Genomic DNA, 19,414 nt, shown 5'->3' on the forward strand with positions numbered 1-19,414 from the left:
GCAAATGAGCTGCTCCCGGCCGGATATCGGACCGCCGGTGCCGCTGCTGCGGATCTTCGACGTCGCCGGCGCGCTGGAGTTCTACTGTGATTACCTCGGTTTTCGCCGCGACTGGGAACATCGCTTCGAGCCCGACCTGCCCGCCTATATCCAGGTGAGCAGGTCGGATGTGGTGCTGCACCTCACTGAGCACTACGGCGACGGCAGTCCCAACACCGTGCTGTGGATTCCGGTCGGTGACGTCGACGCGCTGCACGCCGAGCTGATCGGCCGGCGTCACGGTTACTCCAGGCCGGGGATCGAGAACGACGCCCCCGGCGGGCCGACGATGACCGTCGTTGATCCGTTCGGCAACCAGTTGAGGTTCTGCCAGCGCGCCGGCTAGTCGCGTGTCGGCTGCAATGCCGCCGCCAACTCCGGCACCACCAGCTGGCGTTGCCAATCGCGGGCACCCCCGGTACGCAGAAAATCGTCGATGGCCGTCGTCGCGTCGGCGGGGCCGTCCCAGTCCCAGCACAGCCGTCGCACCAGGTCGGGGGAGATCAGGTTCTCCGTCGGCACCGCCACCCGCTCCGCGACTTTGCTCAGCGCGGCGCGAGCCGCCTCCAGCCGCGCGGCGGCCTCAGGTCTGCGCCTAGACCAGCGCGCCGGTGCCGGCGGGCCGTTCGGTGGTTCGGTGTCCTCGACCGGCTCGCGATTCTGCCGGGCGGCCTCCAGCGCCGCGAACCACATCGGCGCGCTGCGACGCTGCTTGCGCCCACCGAATATGGGCAGATCGACGAGGTCGTCGATGGTCTTCGGGTCGGCGACAGCGGCCGCGATGATCGCCGAATCGGGCAGGATCCGCCCCGGCGCGATGTCGCGACGTTGGGCGATGCGGTCGCGCGCCGTCCATAATTCCCGGACCGCGGCCAGCCCGCGTTGGTTGCGCACCTTGTGGATGCCCGACGTGCGTCGCCACCGGTCGCGCCGGGTGGGCTGGGCCGGCTCTGCGGCGGACGTCCGCAGGTATTCGAATTCCTCGGCCGCCCAAGCACTTTTACCTTGCTCTGCCAGCACCCCGGCCATCGCCTGACGCAATTCGATGAGCAACTCGACGTCGAGGGCCGCATAGTTCAGCCAGGCCGCCGGTAGCGGACGTCTGGACCAGTCGGCCGCGCCGTGGCCCTTGACCAAGCCCAGCCCAAGCAGCCGCTGCACCTCCGCCGCCAGATTGACCCGGTCGAATCCGGCCAGCCGGCCGGCCAGCTCGGTGTCGTACAAACTCGGTGGCCGCATGCCGACCTCAGCCAGGCAGGGCAGGTCCTGGTCGGCGGCGTGCAGGATCCACTCGTCGTCGGCGAGCACCTTGGCCACCGGCCGCAGCACCGTCAGCGGGTCACCGCCGTGGCTGACCGGGTCGATCAGCACAGTGCCGGCACCGGCGCGTCGGATCTGGATCAGGTAGGCCCGATTGGAGTAGCGGAATCCCGAGGCCCGTTCGGCGTCTACCGCGAACGGTCCGTGCCCGCCGGCCAGCAGCTTTGCGGCGGCCGTGATCTGGTCCGCGGTCGCCGAGAGGTCGGGCACGCCCTGGGCGGGCTGCAGCAACGGTGTGACGTCGGCTTCGTCTTCCGGTTGACCGGGCGCGTCGGACATTTCAGGCGCGGGACCGCGACCCGAGGTCGGTCACCCCCACCGGCGGCAGCCCTGCAGCGTGCTCGAGCACTTCGCAAAACGCCTCGACGTGTGTGCCGATGTCGGGGGTGATCGCGGTCCACGAGGCTCGCAGTTCGAGCTGGTGGGCGCGGGGCGGTCCGGAGATGTCGCCGTAGCGCACCGACGTGGTGGCGGTGACGGTGCCGCCGAGGGCCGTGACCTCCTCAGCGCGTGCCTCCAGAGCGTCGACCAGCCAACTCCACGCCACTTCCGGCAACAACGGGTCGATGGCCTCGCTGGAGTCCAGGTCGGCCTGGATGTAGGCGACCAGCCGCATGGTGCCGTCCCAGGCGTCGGCGCCGTCAGGGTCATACAGCAGTATCAACCGGCCGAAGGCGTCACCCTCGGAGCGCTCGGGGACGATCGCGACGTCGGGATGCTTGACCTCGGCGCCCAGCGCGTAGCTGTAGGGGGCAAGGCGCTGCGGCGGCCGGATGGGGCCCAGCTCGATCTCCGGCCGCACGGTGGCGGCGTTCATCGCCGTCACCGCCTCGCGGAATGGGACCGGTTCGGCTGAGGTCACAACCTCTAGACGCTAGACCCATTTGGCGACGCGCGGAAACAGGCGCGCCGCCTAGTTCTCGCGCCAGCCGTTTGACTCTGCGCGCACCAAGCAAAAGTGCGAGTGGCCTACCTGCTCAGCGCAGAGTCAACGGAAGGCTAGAAGCGAGCCGGTCGCTTCTCGCGGTGTGCGGCCAGACCTTCGGCCACGTCTGGCCCGCTGAAACTGAGAAACTCCAGGCCAAGCGAGGTTTCGAAAGCCGGTGCGAACATCCGGTACCAGTGGTTGAGGCTGTGTTTGGTAAACCGGATCGCCGATTGCGCGCCCTGGGCCAGGTCGCCGGCGATGCGGGTGGCGGTGGCCAGCACCTGGTCGTCGTCGACGCAGGTCGAGACCAGCCCGATCCGCTCGGCTTCCTCGCCGCTCAGCGCCTCGCAGGTGAGCAGGTAGTACTTGGCCTTGGCCATGCCGACCAGCAACGGCCAGCAGATCGCGGCGTGATCCCCGGCGGCCACCCCCAGCTTGGTGTGGCCGTCGATGATCTTGGCGTTGCGGCCCGCCACGGACACGTCGGCCAGCAGCGCCACCACCAGTCCGGCGCCGACGGCCGCGCCGTGAATCGCCGAGACCACCGGCTTGTCGAGGTTGACCATGTTGAGCACCAGGTCGCGGGCTTCGCGCATGATGCGCATCCGGTCGCTGAAGTCGCCCATGGTCTCCTGGATCAGGTCGAAGCTGCCGCCGGAGGAGAACGCCTTGCCTTCGCCGCGGACCAGGACCACTCGCACGTCGGGATCGCGATTGATCGCCGGCCAGATCTCGGCGAGATCGCGATGCATCTGCGGGCCCACCGAGTTCAGCCCCGGAGCGTCGAGAATCACCTGCAACACGCCGTCGTCGCCGGGTTCGATTCGCAGACTTGGGAATTCGTCGTAGTTGACTGGAGGTTGCTGTACTGGCATACCGATGAGGTTACGCACGCACGGCTCGGGTCCCCACGTCGGCCTTGATGTCGCCGCGCACAATCCGTTCGGCCAATCGCGATGCCAGCGCCATGATGGTCAGCGCGGGGTTGGCGCTGCCCTGAGTGGGGCAGACCGAACCGTCGGCCAAAAACAGGTTCGGCACTGCCCAACTCCGCTGGTCGGAGTTGACGACGCTGGTCTCGGGGTCGCTGCCCATCCGTGCGCCGCCGATCAGATGTGCGAAGCGCTGGATGGTCAGCACGTCCTGAGCACCGGCCGCGTGCAGGATGTTGGTGATGACGTTCGTGGAGTACTCCATGTTGTCCTTGTCGTTCTCCGACAGCGAGTAGTCGAAGTGGGCGACCGGAATGCCGTACTGATCGGTCTCCTCGGCGAGCGTGACCCGGTTGTCCGGGTGCGGAAGCAGCTCGTTGAGCACGCCGATGGTGGCCCAGTGGTTGTAGTCGCGCATGTATTCGCGCAGCGCAGCACCCCAATGCCCGTCGGCCAGCACGTGTTCGGCCCAGCCGATCGGCAGCGGTGACACGGTCTGAATGGAGAATCCACGCGCGAAGCCGCGATCCGGGTCGGTCTCGTAGAACTGCTCGGACGACACCTCCGGCGGCGGCGCCTTGTACATCCGCAACTCCTCGGGCCAGCGGCCTGCGGTCTGCGAGGCGCCCTGCACCATCACGTAGCGGCCGACCTGGTCGCTGTTGTTGCACAATCCGTTCGGAAACTTCTGACTGGTCGAGTTGAGTAGCAGCCGTGGGGTCTCGATCGAGTAACAGGCCACCGCAACCACTTTGGCACGCTGGAAGCGCTCCTTGCTTCCGTCCTCGTCGAAATAGGTTACACCGCTGGCATTTCCAGCCTCATCGAGTTCTACGCGGGAGGCCATGCAGTTAGCCCGGATCTCCACACCGTGGGCCAGCGCGTCAGGCAGGTGTGTGACGTACGGGCTGGCCTTGGCGTTGACTTTGCACCCCTGCAGGCAGTAGCCACGGTAGATGCAGTGCGGCCGGTTGCCGAATGTGCCGTTGACGATGCCGACCGGCCCGACCCGCATCTCGATGCCGAGATTGAGCGCCCCTTCCCAGAGCTTCATCGCCGCACCCGAAACTGGGTGCGGCGCAAACGGGTAGCGGTGCGGATAGCCCCACGGCCAGTCCTGGCCGGCGACCGGCAACTCCTGCTCCAGTCGCTCGTAGTGCGGTCGCAGGTCGGCGTAGCTGATCGGCCAGTCGGCGCCGACACGGTCTCGGGTGAACGTCTCGAAGTCGCTGGGATGGAAGCGCGGCGTATAGCCGGCGTAGTGCACCATCGAGCCGCCCACCCCGCGGCCGGAGTTGTTCTTGCCCAACTCGATCGGGTCCGAGCCGCCGATGATCCGCTTCTGCGTCCAATACAGCTGATGCGACCCGGCCTCATCGGAGACCCAGTCCTCGTCGGGATGCCAGAACGGCCCGGCCTCCAAAATCACGACCCGCCAGCCGGCGCGCGCCAGCCGCTGGGCGAGCACCGAACCGCCGGCGCCGGCCCCCACCACCACCAGGTCGACCTCTTCGTCGTCGTGGTAGCGGCGCATGGTGGCCTCGCCGGGCAGGTCACGCGAGTGCACGTCGAGCAGGAAACGGGAGTCGTTGTCGACGGGTCCTACTGCGCCCTTGAGCAACCCGCGCCAAAAGTCACCCATCGATATCGTCCTCGTCGACGGTCTTGACCGGGTCCTCGTCGGTGGCGCCGGGCTTCTCGTACGGCTCGCGGCTGCCGACTCCGCCGAGCCGCATGAACCCGCGGGGATAGGCCGGCCCGCCGAACCCGATCTCGTTCCACGCCCAGGGGTGGCTGTAGAAAGCCGACAGCGCCATCCGCATCACCACCGACCACGCGCGGGAGACGTTCAACTTCTCCCAACTACCGCCGTACAACTGGGCGTCGGCGAACCGCTGGACGACCGCTTCGCGCGTCGTCGCTTCGGCGTCGGCGAACGACTCCGCACCGGCGTCACGGGCCGCCTCGTCCAGGCCGGCCAGGACCAGCCGCCAGGTGTCCCGGTCGTCGGGCATGTCGTCGTATTGGTAGCCGTCCAGTTGGCCGTCGGCGAGCTTGGCGTCGACGAACTCGGCAACCGGTATCCGCGGCTCGCCGTCTTGGGCCAGTACGGTGTCGCAGAACATCCGCAGCGTTGGCTCCTCGGCAGGCTCGAAGAACCGCAGCGGTCCGGGTTCATCCAGCCGGGCCAGCACTACTTTGCGGGTGGCTTCGTCCCAGGTGTCGGCGGTGGACAGCACGTCGTAGTCGGGGTAGCGGCCGATCATCTGCGGTGTGGTGCCGCGGCGCTGGCGCGGCAGCCACGACGGGTGCAGCGGCTTGCCGTCGGGCCGCAGGTTGGGCAGATGCTTGCCGCTGGCTATATCAGACACAGCCGCGCATCACTTCTCGCGCCGCATGATCGCCGCCAGCAGGCCCATTGCGCCGACGATGCTCATCAGCCCGGGCGCGGCGATCGGCGGGCCCATCGGCACGTTGTAGTTGTAAAGCCGCCAGCCACCGGGCCGGCGCGCTACGCCGCGGGCGTGGAAATACTGGCCCATCAGCCCGTTCGCCGCGTAAACCCCCGCGGTGACGGGCAGCCATCGCTTGGCCCAGTGCTTCGAGAACACCCCGGCCACTCCGGCGACCACCACCGGCGGGGTGACCACGATCGGGCTCCACATCCATTTGTTGCCGAAGCTGGCCCGGTAGTGCTCGAAGTACACCTCGGCCGTCGTCACCACCGCTGCGAACGCCGTCAGACCCGACAACGTCCGTTCGAAACGGCCGTGTGCGATATTGCGCAACACCCGGTCGATCAGGTATTCCGCCTCGCCGACCAGGTTTGTGTCCTTGGCCGGCTTGTCCATCAGGAACATCAACCGTCTCCTTTCACGCCGTCGGGGCGGCGGGGGATGGGCACGCCGAGAGGAGCGGGCCGCCGCCGCACCGACCGCATTCCCCAAAACGGCCGTGCGCACACTTCGGGTCATCTGCATTGGCTGGCGTGGCAGCATTGAGCGCGATGACTACTCGTCGCGACCTTCCCGACTCGCCGTATCTGGCTGCGGCCAGCGGCCGCAACCCCGCCCGAGTGCCGGTGTGGTTCATGCGCCAGGCCGGCCGCTCGCTGCCCGAATACCGGGCCCTGCGGGCACAACACAGCATGCTGGCGGCCTGCTTCGACGCCGAGCTGATCACCGAGATCACCATGCAACCGGTGCGCCGCCACGGCGTCGACGCGGCGATTCTGTTCTCCGACATCGTGGTGCCGCTCCGCGGTGCGGGCGTCGAGCTCGATATCGTCCCCGACGTCGGGCCGGTCATCGCCGCGCCGGTGCGCAGTGCCGACGACGTCAGCGCATTGAAACCCCTTGAGCCGCAAAAGGTTCAACCGGTATCGGATGCGGTCGGGATGCTGGTGGAGGCTCTCGGCGACGTCCCGCTGATCGGTTTCGCCGGTGCGCCGTTCACGCTGGCGTCTTATCTGGTGGAGGGCGGTCCGAGCCGTCACCACGCCCGGACGAAGGCGATGATGCTGGCCGACCCGGACAGCTGGCATGCGCTGATGGAAAAGCTGACCGACTTGACCGTCGCCTTCCTGCGGGTACAACTCGACGCCGGGGTGGATGCCATCCAGGTGTTCGACTCGTGGGCCGGTGCGTTGTCGCTGTCGGACTACCGCCGGTATGTGCAGTCCCACAGTGCGCGGATCTTCGCCGCGCTGACCGAATACGGCGTCCCGATGACGCACTTCGGCGTGGGCACCGCCGAATTGCTGGGGGCGATGTCGGGGGCCGGCGCCTCGGTGGTGGGCGTCGACTGGCGGACGTCGCTGCTCGACGCCGCCTGGCGGGTCGAGGCTGGCACGGCTTTGCAGGGCAACCTCGATCCCGCCGTGCTAATGGCCGGCTGGCCGGCGGTGGAGCGGGCGGCCCGGGCTGTGGCCGACGACGGGCGGCGGGCCGTCGAGGCCGGCGCGGCGGGGCATATCTTCAACCTCGGCCATGGGGTGCTGCCCGACACCGATCCCGACGTGCTGACCGAGCTGGTGTCGCTGGTGCACTCGTTGTGACTCCTGAGCTATTGCCCGGCTCCTCCTCGGGCCGTGCCGGCCCGCATCGTCGCCGAACGGCGTACTGCGTTGTCGGAGGCGGCATCTCAGGTTTGACGGCCGCATACCGGTTACGGCTGGCCGTCGGCGACGACGCGGCGATCATCCTGTTCGATCCGGCCGACCGGCTCGGCGGAGTACTGCGCACCGAGCGCGTCGGCGGGCAGCCGATGGACGTCGGCGCCGAGGCGTTCGTGCAGCGCCGGCCCGAAGTGCCGGCGCTGCTTGCCGAGTTGGGTCTTGCGGACCGGCAACGCGACACCACCGGTGCCCGGCCGCTGATCTACAGCCAGGCCCGGCTGCATCCACTGCCGAGCGACACGGTGGTCGGGATTCCGTCGTCGGCCGAATCGGTCGCGGGTCTGGTCGACGACGGGACCGTCGCACGCATCGCTGAGGAGCCCAACCGGCCGCTGCAGTGGCGACAGGGCAGCGACCCGAGCGTCGCCGAGGTGGTGGCCGACCGGTTCGGCGAGCAGGTGGTGAGCCGGGCGGTGGACCCTCTGCTGGCCGGCGTGTATGCGGGTTCGGCAGCCAGTATCGGGCTGCGCTCGGCGGCACCGACAGTGGCCGCGGCGCTTGATGCCGGTGCGGCAAGCCTGACCGGGGCGGTCGGCCAGGTGCTCGGCACGACCCGCGCTGGCCCGGTGTTCGGCGCGGTCGACGGTGGCTACTGCGTGCTGGTCGACGCGTTGGCGCGGCGCAGCCAACTGCGCTGGGTGCAGGCGGCGGTGCAGCGCCTCGAGCACGTCGACGGGGGCTGGGTGCTGCACGACGACACCGGGACACCCTGGCCGGCCGACGGGGTCGTCCTGGCCGTCCCCGCGCCGCGGCTGGTGCCTCTGCTCGACGGCATTGCCCCGCGTAGCGCCGCGGCCGCACACCGGATTCGCAGTGCATCCTCTGCGGTGGTGGCGCTGGCGGTGCCGCCGGACACCGCGTTTCCGCAGCAGTCCGGGGTGTTGGTGGCCACCGGCGAAGCGTTGCACGCCAAGGCGATCACGTTGTCGTCGCGCAAATGGGGCAGCGGTGGCGAGGTCGAGTTGCTGCGGTTATCGTTCGGCCGGTTCGGCGAGGATCTGGCTGTGCGGACCTCCGACGACGAACTGCTGGCATGGGCGGTCGACGACCTGGCCACCGTGTTCGGGCTTGCCGTCGACCCGCTGGATGCCCGCGTGCAGCGCTGGCCGGATGCGATGCCGCAATACGGCCCCGGCCATGCCCATGTGGTTGCCGAGTTGCGTGCCGGCCTGCCGCCGGGACTGGCGGTAGCGGGCAGCTACCTCGACGGGATCGGCGTGCCGGCGTGTGTCGGCGCGGCCGGTCGAGCGGTGTCGGAACTGCTGAAGGTGGGCGTGGCACGATAGAGCCATGGCCCGCCTGGACTACGACACCCTCAACTCGACCCTGCGCTACCTGATGTTTTCGGTGTTCTCGGTACGGCCCGGGGTACTCGGGGACGAGCGCGACACCATCGTCGACGAGACCGCTACCTTCCTCAAGCAGCAGGAAGAACGCGGCGTGGTGGTGCGCGGACTCTACGACGTCTCGGGCTTGCGGGCCGACGCCGATTTCATGATCTGGACGCACGCCGAACGAGTCGAAGCGCTGCAAGCGACCTACGCCGACTTCCGTCGCACCACCACGCTGGGCCGGGCTTGCACGCCGGTGTGGAGCAGTGTGGCGCTGCATCGGCCCGCGGAGTTCAACAAGAGCCACGTCCCAGCGTTTATCGCCGGCGAGGAGCCGGGCGCCTACATCTGCGTCTACCCGTTCGTGCGGTCCTACGAGTGGTATCTGCTGCCCGACGAGGAGCGCCGCCGCATGTTGTCCGAGCACGGGATGGCCGCGCGCGGCTACAAGGACGTCCGAGCCAATACCGTGCCGGCCTTCGCGCTGGGCGACTACGAGTGGATCCTTGCGTTCGAGGCGCCCGAACTGGACCGGATCGTCGACCTGATGCGCGATCTGCGGGCCACCGACGCACGTCGGCACACCCGCGCGGAGACTCCCTTCTTCACGGGGCCGCGGGTGCCGGTCGAGCAGCTGATGGCTTCGCTGCCATGACGTCTCCGGTCGATCCCAGCCGTTTCGAAGAGATGTACCGCGACGAGCGGACCTCGCATGGGCTACCGACGGCCACGCCCTGGGACATCGGCGGGCCGCAGCCGGTGGTTCAGCAGCTGGTCGCGCTGGGCGCGATCAACGGCGAGGTACTCGATCCGGGCACCGGGCCTGGTCACCATGCGATCTACTACGCGTCGAAGGGCTACTCGGCCACGGGCATCGACGCGTCACCGAGCGGTCTGGAGCGCGCGCGGGAAAACGCGCGGAAAGCCGGGGTTTCGGTGAACTTCGAACTGGCCGATGCCACCCGGCTCGACGGGCTGGACAACCGCTTCGACACCGTCGTCGATTGCGCCTTCTACCACACATTCAGCACCGACCCCGAGCTACAGCAGTCCTACGCCAAGGCGTTGCACCGCGCCACCAAACCCGGTGCGCGGCTGTACATGTTCGAGTTCGGTCCGCACAGCGTCAACGGCTTTCGCATGCCGCGGGCACTGTCGGAGGACGACTTTCGACAGGTGCTTCCCGCCGGCGGCTGGGAGATCACCTATTTGGGTCCGACCACCTACCAGGTCAATCTCAGCGCGCAATCCTTCGAGATGATGCTGGCACGCAATCCCGATATGGCTGACCAGATCAAGCCGGTAGCGGAGCGGTTCCAGATCATCGAACCGTGGCTGGAGGGCGGCCGGGCACATGCCCCGTTCTGGGAAGTGCACGCAGTCCGTCTTTGACGCCGAGCGTGGGATTGATGCACGCTTCTCGCGAAAAGGCGTGACATCAAGCCCACGCTCGGCTCGTTAGGAGTCGGCGGGCACCAGCTTCAGGCAGATCGAGTTGATGCAATAGCGCTGATCGGTCGGCGTCTGATAGCCCTCGCCTTCGAAGACGTGGCCCAGGTGGCTGTGGCAGTTGGCGCACAGCACTTCGACGCGACGCATGCCCAGCGAGTCGTCGGGCCGCAGGATCACCGCATCCGAGTCCGACGGGTCGAAGAATGATGGCCAGCCGCAATGGGATTCGAATTTCTCGCTGCTGCGGAACAATTCGGCCCCGCAAGCCCGGCACTGGTAGACACCTTCGGTTTTGGTGTCGGTGTACTCACCGCTGAACGGCCGCTCGGTGCCGGCGCGGCGCAGCACCGCGAACTCCTCCGGCGTGAGCTTCTGCCGCCATTCGTCGTCGCTCAACTGCACTTTCGGGGCGGAGGTCATGCTTCCACGCTAGCTCTAATCGCGGTGACCCGCTGCGCCCGGCTCCGCCGCGCTTGCGATCACCGCGCTGCGCGGTCGCTCGCTCGTCAGCCACGCCGGATCGATCCCGTCGTCCAGCCGGTTTTCCGCCTTGGCGTCCAGATAGCGGAAGTACAGCACGGTGAACACCACAATCATCAGCAGCGACCAGCCGTAGGTGATCTTCAGGTACTCCAGCGGACGTCCGATGTCCATCCAGTTGAACAGCAGCCAGCGGTCCATCGTCAAAAAGCCGTAGATGCCCAGCCAGGCCGGCCAGTTGCGGATCACCGAGTTGGGCAGCACCACCGTCATCAAGAACGGGAACAGCATCATCGAGTAGTAGCCCTGCGCCAGCGACAGCACCAGCCAGGACCACAGCAACACCACACCGGAGGAGGTGAGCAACCAAAACCGTGGATCGCGGGTCCGGTAGTAGCGGTACAGCAGCCACAAACTGCCAACCGCGATCAGCGTGAACAGGATTCGCAGAAACATGATGAGCCAGGTGGGCAGACCGAAGTACACGCCGTTGCCCAGAATCGAGCTGTTGAAGTAGTCGCGGGTGCCCATGATGTAGGGCAGCGTGCGGGTGAAGAAGTCCATCGGGTCGCTGAGCAGTGGCAGCGCGGCCAGGTTGAACACCGCCGGTACCACGATGGCGGCCACCACCGCGCGCCACTGGCGGTTGAGCAGCGGCAGCAGCAGCAGCGGTCCCAGTACCGGTTTGACCACCAGCGCCAATCCGATCGCCAGACCGGCCGCCCACTGGCGGCCGGTTAGCAGCCACCGGAAGAACAGCACCTCCAGCAGCAGGATGCAGCCGTTGATGTTGGTGAACACCAGCGTGTTGGTCACCGATTCGGTGCAGAACATCGCCAGCAGCAGCGCCGGAGCGGCCACTGAGGTGATGGTGAAGTTGAACATCCGCAGCAGCAGGTAGGCCGCGATCACGATCGCAATGGTGTTGCACGCAATGAACAGGTAGCGCGACTCCGCGAACGACAGGTAGCCGAACGGTGCCATGAGCAGGGTGCCGCCGGGCGGGTAGAGGTAATGGGGGTCGACGTAGTCGAAATGCTCGTTGTAGATGTCCAAGCCGTGCCGGAAGTTGGACACCGCCCGGTAGACCGGTTTGAAATCGTCGGTGATATTGCCGTTGGTGGTCACTACCACGCTGCGATGGATGATGGCCAGAATGGCCACCGGCCACAACACCGACCGCAGCACCGTCGCGACGCTGGGGGCCCCGGTGCGGGGACGAAACAAGGACTCAACCGTCGTCACCAGCGCACCGTACACCGGTGTCCTGCCGGCCCAAGTATCAGGCGGGACAGTAGGTGTCGGTGTCGGGCAGGTGCCCGCTGTCCAGGTACCCGATCAGCGGCGGTACCGCACACGAGGAGTAGATGCTGGCGCCATGGCCGATTCCTTGCCACATCACCCGCTTGCTGGCCGCGGTGGCGTTGATGATGGTGGCCGCCGTTGCGGCGACGCCCTCGGAGCCGACGATCGGATCGTTCTGCACGCCCATCAACAAGACGTTGATCTTGAGGCTCTTCGGTGGTTGCGGTGGGGTGCCGCTTGGCCAATGCACGCATTTGACGAGATCCAGCGCGCCGACCGTGCCGAACTGCGGGTAGAGCTTGCCCCAGGCGACCACCAGTTGACGCACCCGGTCGGGAGTTGGGCGGTTGAGCGCGTCGCTGCAGGAGTTGATGAACTGGCCGTCGGTGCCGCGGGTGGATTCGGCCCGGTTGATCAGCGATGTCAACAGGTTGGTGTCGCCGGAGCGGGCGTTGGCCAGCGCGGTGGCCAAGTCGGTGGTGGTTCCGATGCGGTCGCCGGTGGGGAAGCCCAGCGCGGTGGAGATGGCGTTGGCCACCGACGCCACCGACGCGCCGGCGGGCCCGTGGCCGGCCCGCGCGTCGGCCAGCAGCGAGTCGACGGCGCCCTTGGGATCGGGTCCCAGCGCGCAGTTCACCGCCGCGCACTGGGCGGCGAACGCGTCCAGGGCCGCTTGTTCGCCCTTGACCCGCTGCTCGGCTGCGGCTTCGGCGCCCACTCCCAACGCGATCGGCGAGTCCAGGATCAACCTGGACACCTTGTCGGGCCGCGACCCGGCGTAGCTCAGCGCCACCTGGGCGCCGTTGCCGATTCCCACCAGCGCCAGCGCGGGCACGTCCCAGATGCTGCGCAGCCGCTCGAGGTCGCCGGCCGAGTGCGTGTTGTCGTAGGCGGAGTCGCCGGGCGCGATGGTGTCAGTGCAGCTGGTGGTGGCGTTTTGGGTGATGTCGGCGAGGTTGGCCACCGGGTCGTCGCCCGCCTCGAACTGCGACTGGTTGCGCATCTCCTGGCGGTCGAACTGGTCACGGCAGTCCACCGGACTCGACAGGCCCATGCCGCGGCGGTCGACGGCGACGACGGGGTGGGTACGCAGCACGTCGGCGCCCGCGCGGGACAGCCACACCGGTAATTGCAGCGACGACGGCAGATCTGAACCGGTGGTGAAGACCAGCGGCCCGGCATCGGCCGGCGTCTGCACGGAGCGGGCGCGCACCACACCGATGCTCAGCGTCCCCGACGAACCGTTGACCGGGTCGAGGTCGGCGTCGTAGTTCGCGCAATCCAGCTTGACCCCGGGAGCGGGGGGAACGGCGGCGTCGCCGAACACCCGCGACGTGCAGTCCCGCCACGACAAGTCGTTCTTGGGAGCCGCGATCGGCGGCGGACCGTCGGGTGATTGGGACTGGGCGGCCTTCCCTTGAGGGTGGGCGCCGGAATTGGTGGCAAAGCGCGGGTTGGCGGCCAACCCCGGTGCACAGCCCGCCACCATCGCGGTCACCGCGACCAGGGTTGCGGCAAACGTGGCGCGCCCGATCATGCCGACCACCCTAAGACCTCACGTAGCGGGTGTAGAGGTAGCCGTCTTCGTCGGACACGATGTGGACGCAGCGCATCGCGCTTTGCACCTGGCCCGGGCCGGTCGCGATGCGGCGGGCCTGGCCGCCGACCACACACGGTGCGATCGTCAGGCACAGTTCATCAAGCATGCCGCGTTCGACGAGCGAGCCGAACAGCATCGGGCCGCCCTCGGTCAGCACCCGGTGAAGGCCGCGGCTGGTCAGCGCCTTGAGCAGGGCGGCCTCGTCGACCAGCGCCGGATCACGGCCCGAACAGTCGACGACCTCGGCCAGGCTTCCCAGATGACGACGAGTCGCCTCGGCGGCCGCAGCGCAGGTGAGCACCAGCGGTGGCACCTCGGTGCGAGTGAACACCGGCATGTCACGCTCCAGCCGGCCGGACTTGGTCACGATTGCCAGCGGCGGGACTTCGCTTTGGCCGCGGGCCTGTCGCCGCTGCCGGGCCGATACGCCCGGGCGCGCGCCGGAATAGCTTTCGATGCGCACCGTGCCCGCGCCGACCAGGATGACGTCGGCGAGTTCACGCAGCAGGCTGAACAACGCCCGATCGACGGGCCCGCCCAATTGACCGGTGGTGCCGCCGACGGTAGCGCCGCCGTCGAGGCTGGCGATGAAGTTGGCCCGTACCCACAACCCGTCCGATGGATACGCGTACAGGTTGGGCAGGTCGCCGTCGTCGAGCCGGCGGCTGGAGCCCAGCAGTGTGAGCCCAGCGGTGAGGTCGGGTCCAAGCTCGGCCATGAGTTTGATTGCAGCACGTCGTTACAGTGCCTGCATGCACGGCCCCACCTCTGCGGACGCCACCGGCCGGATTGGGCACCTGGTGGATCGGCATCCGACTGTCTCCCCGGAGCGGCTGATCGGCCAGCTGACGCCCCCGCCGATGTTCGCCGGGGTCAGCTTTGCGACGTATCGTCCCGACCCCGCCGAACCAAGCCAAACCGCTGCCGTCGACGCCTGCCAACAGTTTTGTCGGCAGGCCGTCGAGCGCCGGGCCGGTCGCCGCAAGTTGTTCGGCAAGCGGGCGGTAGCGCCCGGTGTCGGGCTCTACCTCGACGGCGGTTTCGGCGTCGGCAAAACCCATCTGCTGGCCTCCGCCTACCGCCAGATACCGGACGACATGCACCGCAAGGCATTTGCGACGTTCATGGAGTTGACCCAGCTGGCCGGGGTGTTCGGCTTCGCCGAATGTATCGACCTGCTGGCCGATTACACGCTGGTCTGCATCGACGAATTCGAGCTCGACGATCCGGGAAACACCACGCTGATCGCCCGGATGCTCGCCCAGCTCGTCGAGCGCGGTGTGTCGCTGGCCGCCACGTCGAATACGCTGCCCGAACAACTCGGCGAAGGTCGCTTTGCCGCCCAGGATTTCCTGCGTGAAATCAACACGCTGGCAAGCATTTTCACCGTCGTGCGGATTGACGGGCCGGACTACCGGCATCGCGACCTGCCGGCGGCGCCCGAGCCGCCGTCGGATGAGCAGGTCGCCGCGCGTGCCGCTCATGTCAACGGAGCCACTCTCGACGACTTCGACGCGTTGTGCGCGCACCTGGCCACCATGCACCCGTCGCGCTATCTGGCGTTGATCGAAGGGGTGACCGCGGTGTATCTGACCGGCGTACACGGCATCGACGACCAAAACGTCGCACTGCGACTGGTGGCGCTGACCGACCGGCTCTATGACGCCGGCATACCCGTGGCAGCGTCGGGGGAGAAGCTCGACCGTATCTTCAGTGAAGAGATGCTCGCCGGCGGGTTCCGCAAGAAGTACCTGCGCGCCACGTCGCGCCTGCTGGCGCTGACGGCGTCGGGCTAGAGCCGCCGGACCATGACGTAGTCGTCCTCGCGTTGGTCGCCTACCTGAAACGTTCTGGCGCCGTTGACGATAAAGCCGTGCTTGGTGTAGAAGCGTTGAGCGCGTTGGTTTTGCCGGTTGACGCCAAGCCAGACGCAGGCGGCGCCCAGCTTCTCGGCGGCAGCCAACGCGGCGGTGATCAAGGCCGTCGACACTGCCGTACCGTGATGACCTTCCAGCACGTAGATTTTCGAAAGCTCTACGGCGGGACCGACGCCCACGGCGCGCCCGACGTCGGGATCGTCGGTGACGCCGCGGACCAGCATCGCGTAGCCGGCAATCCGGTCGGCGTGTTCGGCGACCAGCACTACACGTTCGGAATCGTCGAGATACTCGGCGAACCGCGCCGCGGACAAATTGGCTTCAATGAACGCCGCGACGTTCGCCGGTGTCACCGACGCCGGACAGGCCAGGGGAAAGGTGTCAGCGGCGACGGCGGCCAGTTCGTCGAGGTCGACGGAATCGGGGCCGGCAATGCGAACGGTGAGAGCGTCTGTCGTCAGAGGTTCCACTGCGCCAGGTGGGTGCCGGTCTTCTTGTCCAGCAGCACCACGTTCGAGACCGGATCACGTTGGACGTCCCAGTACACGCCGCCGCGGACCACCGACCCGGCCGGTGCATTCCCCAGCGCGACCTCCAGGGCGTCGGGCGCATCGGACGGCCGCGGCCGGTAGGCGTCGGCGAACGGTGTGACGCCGACGAAGACGAAATCAGTGCCCATCTGGAACGGGTTAGGCACCCTGATCGCGTGGATCGCCACGTCGGCGCGGTCTACGCCGCTGCCGGGAAAGCCCTTGACGTAGTTGCCGCCGCGCTGGTAGCCGAATCCGGGTGGCGCCTCGACCCGCTGGACGCTGCTGACGGTGATGTCGGCGATCATCTTGCCGGTGTCCACCCGCAACGTGTCACCGAGTCGGCCGATCGGTGCCTCACCGGCCGAGGCAGGTGGAGCGGCGACGAACCCCGCGACCATGACGGTGATCACGACAATCAACCAGCGGTGCATTGTTTCCTCCTCGGCGACCTTCGCATGATGGCACATCGCCGCTTCCGCGTCGCCGGGTTGGCCAGCAATCAAGGTCAGTCGCTTTGGCGCGCGACCAGCGATTCCAGCACGGCGATCAGGTCGGACTCGGCCCGCACTTTGTCGACACCGGCGCGGTGCAGCGGGCCGACGCCGTCTTCCATCTCGAGCAGTGCCAGCAAGATGTGTTCGGTGCCGATGTAGTTGTGGCCCAAGCGAAGTGCTTCACGGAAAGTCAACTCGAGCGCCTTGCGGGCCGGGCCGCTGAAGGGAATCAGCTGGGGCGGGTTCTCCACCGCCGCGGGCAGTGTGATGGCGGCTCGGAGGGATTCGACGTCGACCTGTTGGGCCGCGAGCAGTTTGGGGGCCAGCCCCTCGGGGTCGTCGAGCACACCCAGCACCAGGTGATCGGGGGTGATTTCGCTGTTGTGTGCTGCGTGCGCGGCGTTTTGGGCGGCGACGACGGCGTTGCGGGCCCGCGGTGTGAAGCGCTCGAAGCCTTGCTCGGGATCCACCGCGGAGGGTTGCGCGCGGAAAACGAACCGCTTCTGGGCGGCTTGCTTGGTGACGCCCATGCTCTGGCCGATGTCGGTCCAGGACGCTCCGGAGCGGCGCGCTTGGTCGACGAAATGTCCGATCAGGTGGTCGGCGATCTCGCCGAGATGTTCGGCCGCCAAAACGGCATCGCTGAGTTGGTCCAGCACATCGGTATGCACGTGCTTGATGGCAGCGATCAACTCGTCGAGGCGGACGGGGTAGGCGATCGGCGTCGGTTTGGCGGCGGGTCCTGTCATGGCGTCAACAGTAGGTTGACGTTCTGGTCGCGTCAACCCTGAGTTGACTGACGCCTATTTGGCCATTCTTTTGGCGTGTGTTGAATTACACTGCCGACCATGCGTCCAACCGTGGTTACCGATTGGCGGCCTATGGTTCGGCCGATACGACGTTTGGCTGCGGCGCTCGCCTGCGCGCTCGCGTTTGCCGGGGTTCCGTTCTCCGTTGTCACGCTCACTGTGCCGCCACCGAGTCGCGCCGATGTGTGTGAGGACGGTCAGCCGGACTGCTCGGACAGTTCATGCGACGACTCAGACGGTTGCCAGGCGCCACCGCCGGCCTTCGTCCCGGTGCCGGTACCGCGCCCCAATGTCAATGCGTGCGTCAACCTCGGCGGGCGGCGTCGGGTCAGCGTGAGCGGATGCGTCTGAGTCGGCGGCGCTGACCGTCGCGCCTCAGCCCTTCGGGTAGCCGCGCCGCACGGTGCGATCCAAGATGCCCAGCGTGGCGCGCAAGGCGAGTTCGGAGATGACCGGGAAAATTCCCGCCGCACGCCACTTTTCGTCAATTTCCGACCAGTCGTAAAACGAGGTGACCATGGTGGTTTCACCATCCTGGTCAGGCTCGAGGCGGTAGCCGTAGACATGGCCGATCTGCGGTCGGATCTGACCCAGAATCGTCCAGGAGATCAGCCGGTCGGGTTCGAAGTCCCGGATGCTGACGGTGACGTCATAGCGGCCCATTTGCGGAAAGTCGTTGAGCGCCTCGCGGTCCATGTGCACCACGAAGCTGTCCCCGACCGCACCGACCGGTCCGCCGTCGGCGTCCTGCAACATCCCCGATGAGTCGATCGCGACGTGGCCATCGGGGTCGCACAGCACCGCAAAGATGTCGCCGGGCGGGGCCGCGATGCGACGCTGCACCTCGATGCGTTCGGTCACGAGCCGCTGCCGGGGCTGCTGCCGCCGCCAGCGGTGTAGGAGGCGGCGCCGGTGCCGGCAAGCTTTCCGCCGTCGACGATGAGGTATTCCTCGCGGATGGGGCGCCCGGCGAACCAGTCTTCGAGGATCTCGCGGGTACCCGCCGCGTAGCGCGCCTGGGCCGAAAGGGTGCTCCCCGAGATGTGCGGTGTCATCGCGTTGTGCGGCATGGTGCGCCAGGGGTGGTCGGCGGGCGGCGGTTGGGGATACCACACGTCGCCGGCATAACCCGCGAGTTGGCCGCTTTCCAACGCCGCCACGATTGCGTCGCGCACGCAGATTTCGGCGCGGGCGGTGTTCACGATGTAGGAGCCGCGGCGCATCGTCGCCAGCAGCTTTTCGTCGAACAAGTGATAGGTCTGCGGGTGCAGCGGTGCATGGATGGACACCACGTCGACTGCGCGCACCAGCGAGGCCACGTCAGGATGAAACGTCACGTTCAATTCCTGCTCGAGCTCAGCGGGCAGCCGGCGGGTGTCGGTGTAATGCAGGTTGACGTCGAAGGGCGCCATGCGGCGCAGCACGGCCTGTCCGATGCGGCCGGCGGCCATGACGCCGACGTCGAGGCCCTCCACGTCGTAGGCATGCGCCACACAGTCGGCGATGTTCCAGCCGCCCTCGGCCGCCCACTGGTGGGACGGGACGAAGTTGCGCACCAGGGCCAGGATTTGCATGACGGCGTGCTCGGCCACGCTGATGCTGTTGCTGTAGGTTTCCTCGGCCACCGTGATGCCCCGGCTGATCGCGGCGTCGAGGTCGACGTGGTCTGAGCCGATTCCGGCGGTGATCGCCAGCTTGAGCTTGGGTGCTTTGGCGATGCGCTCTGCGGTCAAATACGCCGGCCAAAACGGCTGGGAGATCACGATATCGGCGTCAGGCAGCTCACGCTCGAACTCCGAATCCGGGCCGTCTTTGTCCGAGGTGACCACCAACTGATGCCCACCCTCTTCGAGGAACTTGCGCAATCCCAAGGCGCCGGACACGCAGCCCACCAGCTCACCGGGAGTGAAGTCGATCGACGACGGGCTGGGCAGACTCTGGCCGCCCGGGTAGCCCTGCAGCACCGGGATGCTGTCGCGCGCATACTCCGGGGGATAACCGGTTACCGGGTCGGGATAGAGCACCAGCACGACCTTGGCCATGACGTAATTCCTCCTCAGCGTCCGTGTTATCGAGCCCGGATCGAGACTAGCCCTAGCTGTCGACAGGACAGCACTGCCCGGGTAGGCGATGATGG

The 19,414-nt window shown here is 67.4% G+C and carries 21 protein-coding genes; 6 read left to right on the top strand and 15 right to left on the bottom strand.

Annotation, left to right across the window (positions count from 1 at the left end; genetic code table 11):
- Nucleotides 1-4 precede the first annotated feature (4 nt).
- Entirely contained in the window at nucleotides 5-385 is a 381-nt protein-coding gene (locus A5707_RS24150) for a glyoxalase superfamily protein (protein ID WP_065014713.1), read from the top strand.
- Here the strand turns inward: A5707_RS24150 and A5707_RS11990 are convergent.
- The 6 genes from A5707_RS11990 to A5707_RS12015 form a co-directional block, all read right to left on the bottom strand.
- A complete protein-coding gene (locus A5707_RS11990) occupies nucleotides 382-1,638 on the bottom strand; it encodes an HRDC domain-containing protein (protein WP_065014690.1) in 1,257 nt (418 codons plus the stop codon). The genes A5707_RS24150 and A5707_RS11990 overlap by 4 nt on opposite strands.
- 1 nt (nucleotide 1,639) lies before the next feature.
- Nucleotides 1,640-2,176: a DUF3000 domain-containing protein gene (locus tag A5707_RS11995; RefSeq protein ID WP_232000709.1), complete on the bottom strand. Its 537-nt coding sequence runs from the start codon at nucleotides 2,174-2,176 to the stop codon at nucleotides 1,640-1,642.
- Nucleotides 2,177-2,358: 182 nt separating this feature from the next.
- Nucleotides 2,359-3,162 carry an enoyl-CoA hydratase/isomerase family protein gene (locus tag A5707_RS12000; protein WP_065014692.1) on the bottom strand — a complete coding sequence of 268 codons (804 nt, stop codon included), beginning with the start codon at nucleotides 3,160-3,162 and terminating at the stop codon, nucleotides 2,359-2,361.
- A gap of 10 nt (nucleotides 3,163-3,172) precedes the next feature.
- Nucleotides 3,173-4,861 (bottom strand): GMC family oxidoreductase, encoded by a 1,689-nt coding sequence (locus tag A5707_RS12005; RefSeq protein ID WP_065014693.1) that lies wholly within the window; start codon nucleotides 4,859-4,861, stop codon nucleotides 3,173-3,175.
- On the bottom strand, nucleotides 4,854-5,591 hold the full coding sequence (locus A5707_RS12010) for a gluconate 2-dehydrogenase subunit 3 family protein (protein ID WP_065014694.1): 738 nt from the start codon (nucleotides 5,589-5,591) through the stop codon (nucleotides 4,854-4,856). The genes A5707_RS12005 and A5707_RS12010 overlap by 8 nt, the downstream gene beginning before the upstream one ends.
- 9 nt (nucleotides 5,592-5,600) lie before the next feature.
- Nucleotides 5,601-6,071, bottom strand: a complete 471-nt coding sequence (locus A5707_RS12015; RefSeq protein WP_419866422.1) for a hypothetical protein — start codon at nucleotides 6,069-6,071, stop codon at nucleotides 5,601-5,603.
- 155 nt (nucleotides 6,072-6,226) lie between these two features.
- Here A5707_RS12015 and hemE point away from each other — a divergent pair, with 155 nt between their 5' ends.
- From hemE to A5707_RS12035, 4 genes are read left to right on the top strand one after another with little or no spacing between them, the layout of a single operon-like run.
- A complete protein-coding gene (gene hemE / locus A5707_RS12020) occupies nucleotides 6,227-7,276 on the top strand; it encodes a uroporphyrinogen decarboxylase (RefSeq protein WP_065014696.1) in 1,050 nt (349 codons plus the stop codon).
- Nucleotides 7,277-7,287: 11 nt separating this feature from the next.
- Nucleotides 7,288-8,682, top strand: a complete 1,395-nt coding sequence (locus A5707_RS12025; protein ID WP_065014714.1) for a protoporphyrinogen oxidase — start codon at nucleotides 7,288-7,290, stop codon at nucleotides 8,680-8,682.
- Nucleotides 8,683-8,686: 4 nt separating this feature from the next.
- Nucleotides 8,687-9,382, top strand: coding sequence for a hydrogen peroxide-dependent heme synthase (gene hemQ, locus A5707_RS12030; RefSeq protein WP_065014697.1), 696 nt, complete (start codon nucleotides 8,687-8,689; stop codon nucleotides 9,380-9,382).
- Entirely contained in the window at nucleotides 9,379-10,119 is a 741-nt protein-coding gene (locus A5707_RS12035; protein WP_065014698.1) for a class I SAM-dependent methyltransferase, read from the top strand. The genes hemQ and A5707_RS12035 overlap by 4 nt, the downstream gene beginning before the upstream one ends.
- Nucleotides 10,120-10,185: 66 nt before the next feature.
- Here the strand turns inward: A5707_RS12035 and msrB are convergent, their stop codons facing one another.
- Genes msrB through A5707_RS12055 form a run of 4 tightly spaced genes read right to left on the bottom strand, consistent with a single transcriptional unit; the run spans nucleotide 10,186 to nucleotide 14,282 of the window.
- Nucleotides 10,186-10,599: a peptide-methionine (R)-S-oxide reductase MsrB gene (gene msrB, locus A5707_RS12040; protein WP_065014699.1), complete on the bottom strand. Its 414-nt coding sequence runs from the start codon at nucleotides 10,597-10,599 to the stop codon at nucleotides 10,186-10,188.
- Between the two features lie 15 nt (nucleotides 10,600-10,614).
- The gene (aftC, locus tag A5707_RS12045) at nucleotides 10,615-11,919 is read right to left on the bottom strand and encodes an arabinofuranan 3-O-arabinosyltransferase (protein ID WP_065014700.1); all 1,305 of its coding nucleotides are present in this window, start codon (nucleotides 11,917-11,919) and stop codon (nucleotides 10,615-10,617) included.
- A 22-nt stretch (nucleotides 11,920-11,941) separates the two neighbouring features.
- Nucleotides 11,942-13,501, bottom strand: coding sequence for an alpha/beta hydrolase (locus A5707_RS12050; protein ID WP_065014715.1), 1,560 nt, complete (start codon nucleotides 13,499-13,501; stop codon nucleotides 11,942-11,944).
- Nucleotides 13,502-13,511: 10 nt separating this feature from the next.
- Nucleotides 13,512-14,282 (bottom strand): pyrimidine reductase family protein, encoded by a 771-nt coding sequence (locus A5707_RS12055; RefSeq protein WP_065014701.1) that lies wholly within the window; start codon nucleotides 14,280-14,282, stop codon nucleotides 13,512-13,514.
- On the opposite strand from A5707_RS12055, the gene zapE reads away from it, so the two are divergent.
- Nucleotides 14,281-15,360 carry a cell division protein ZapE gene (zapE, locus tag A5707_RS12060; RefSeq protein ID WP_156657841.1) on the top strand — a complete coding sequence of 360 codons (1,080 nt, stop codon included), beginning with the start codon at nucleotides 14,281-14,283 and terminating at the stop codon, nucleotides 15,358-15,360. The two genes, A5707_RS12055 and zapE, sit on opposite strands and share 2 nt — an antisense overlap.
- Here zapE and A5707_RS12065 read toward each other — a convergent pair.
- From A5707_RS12065 to A5707_RS12085, 5 genes are all read right to left on the bottom strand, one after another.
- Nucleotides 15,357-15,911 carry a GNAT family N-acetyltransferase gene (locus A5707_RS12065; protein WP_082969420.1) on the bottom strand — a complete coding sequence of 185 codons (555 nt, stop codon included), beginning with the start codon at nucleotides 15,909-15,911 and terminating at the stop codon, nucleotides 15,357-15,359. The genes zapE and A5707_RS12065 overlap by 4 nt on opposite strands.
- Nucleotides 15,899-16,405: a hypothetical protein gene (locus A5707_RS12070; protein ID WP_065014716.1), complete on the bottom strand. Its 507-nt coding sequence runs from the start codon at nucleotides 16,403-16,405 to the stop codon at nucleotides 15,899-15,901. The genes A5707_RS12065 and A5707_RS12070 overlap by 13 nt, the downstream gene beginning before the upstream one ends.
- A gap of 74 nt (nucleotides 16,406-16,479) precedes the next feature.
- Nucleotides 16,480-17,217, bottom strand: a complete 738-nt coding sequence (locus A5707_RS12075) for a Clp protease N-terminal domain-containing protein (protein WP_065014703.1) — start codon at nucleotides 17,215-17,217, stop codon at nucleotides 16,480-16,482.
- A 435-nt stretch (nucleotides 17,218-17,652) separates the two neighbouring features.
- On the bottom strand, nucleotides 17,653-18,138 hold the full coding sequence (locus A5707_RS12080; protein WP_065014704.1) for an SRPBCC family protein: 486 nt from the start codon (nucleotides 18,136-18,138) through the stop codon (nucleotides 17,653-17,655).
- Nucleotides 18,135-19,319, bottom strand: a complete 1,185-nt coding sequence (locus tag A5707_RS12085) for an NAD-dependent formate dehydrogenase (protein WP_065014705.1) — start codon at nucleotides 19,317-19,319, stop codon at nucleotides 18,135-18,137. Before A5707_RS12085 ends, A5707_RS12080 begins: the two co-directional genes overlap by 4 nt.
- Between the last annotated feature and the right edge of the window lie 95 nt (nucleotides 19,320-19,414).

Source organism: Mycobacterium kyorinense (assembly GCF_001672775.1).
Lineage (GTDB): Bacteria > Actinomycetota > Actinomycetes > Mycobacteriales > Mycobacteriaceae > Mycobacterium > Mycobacterium kyorinense_A.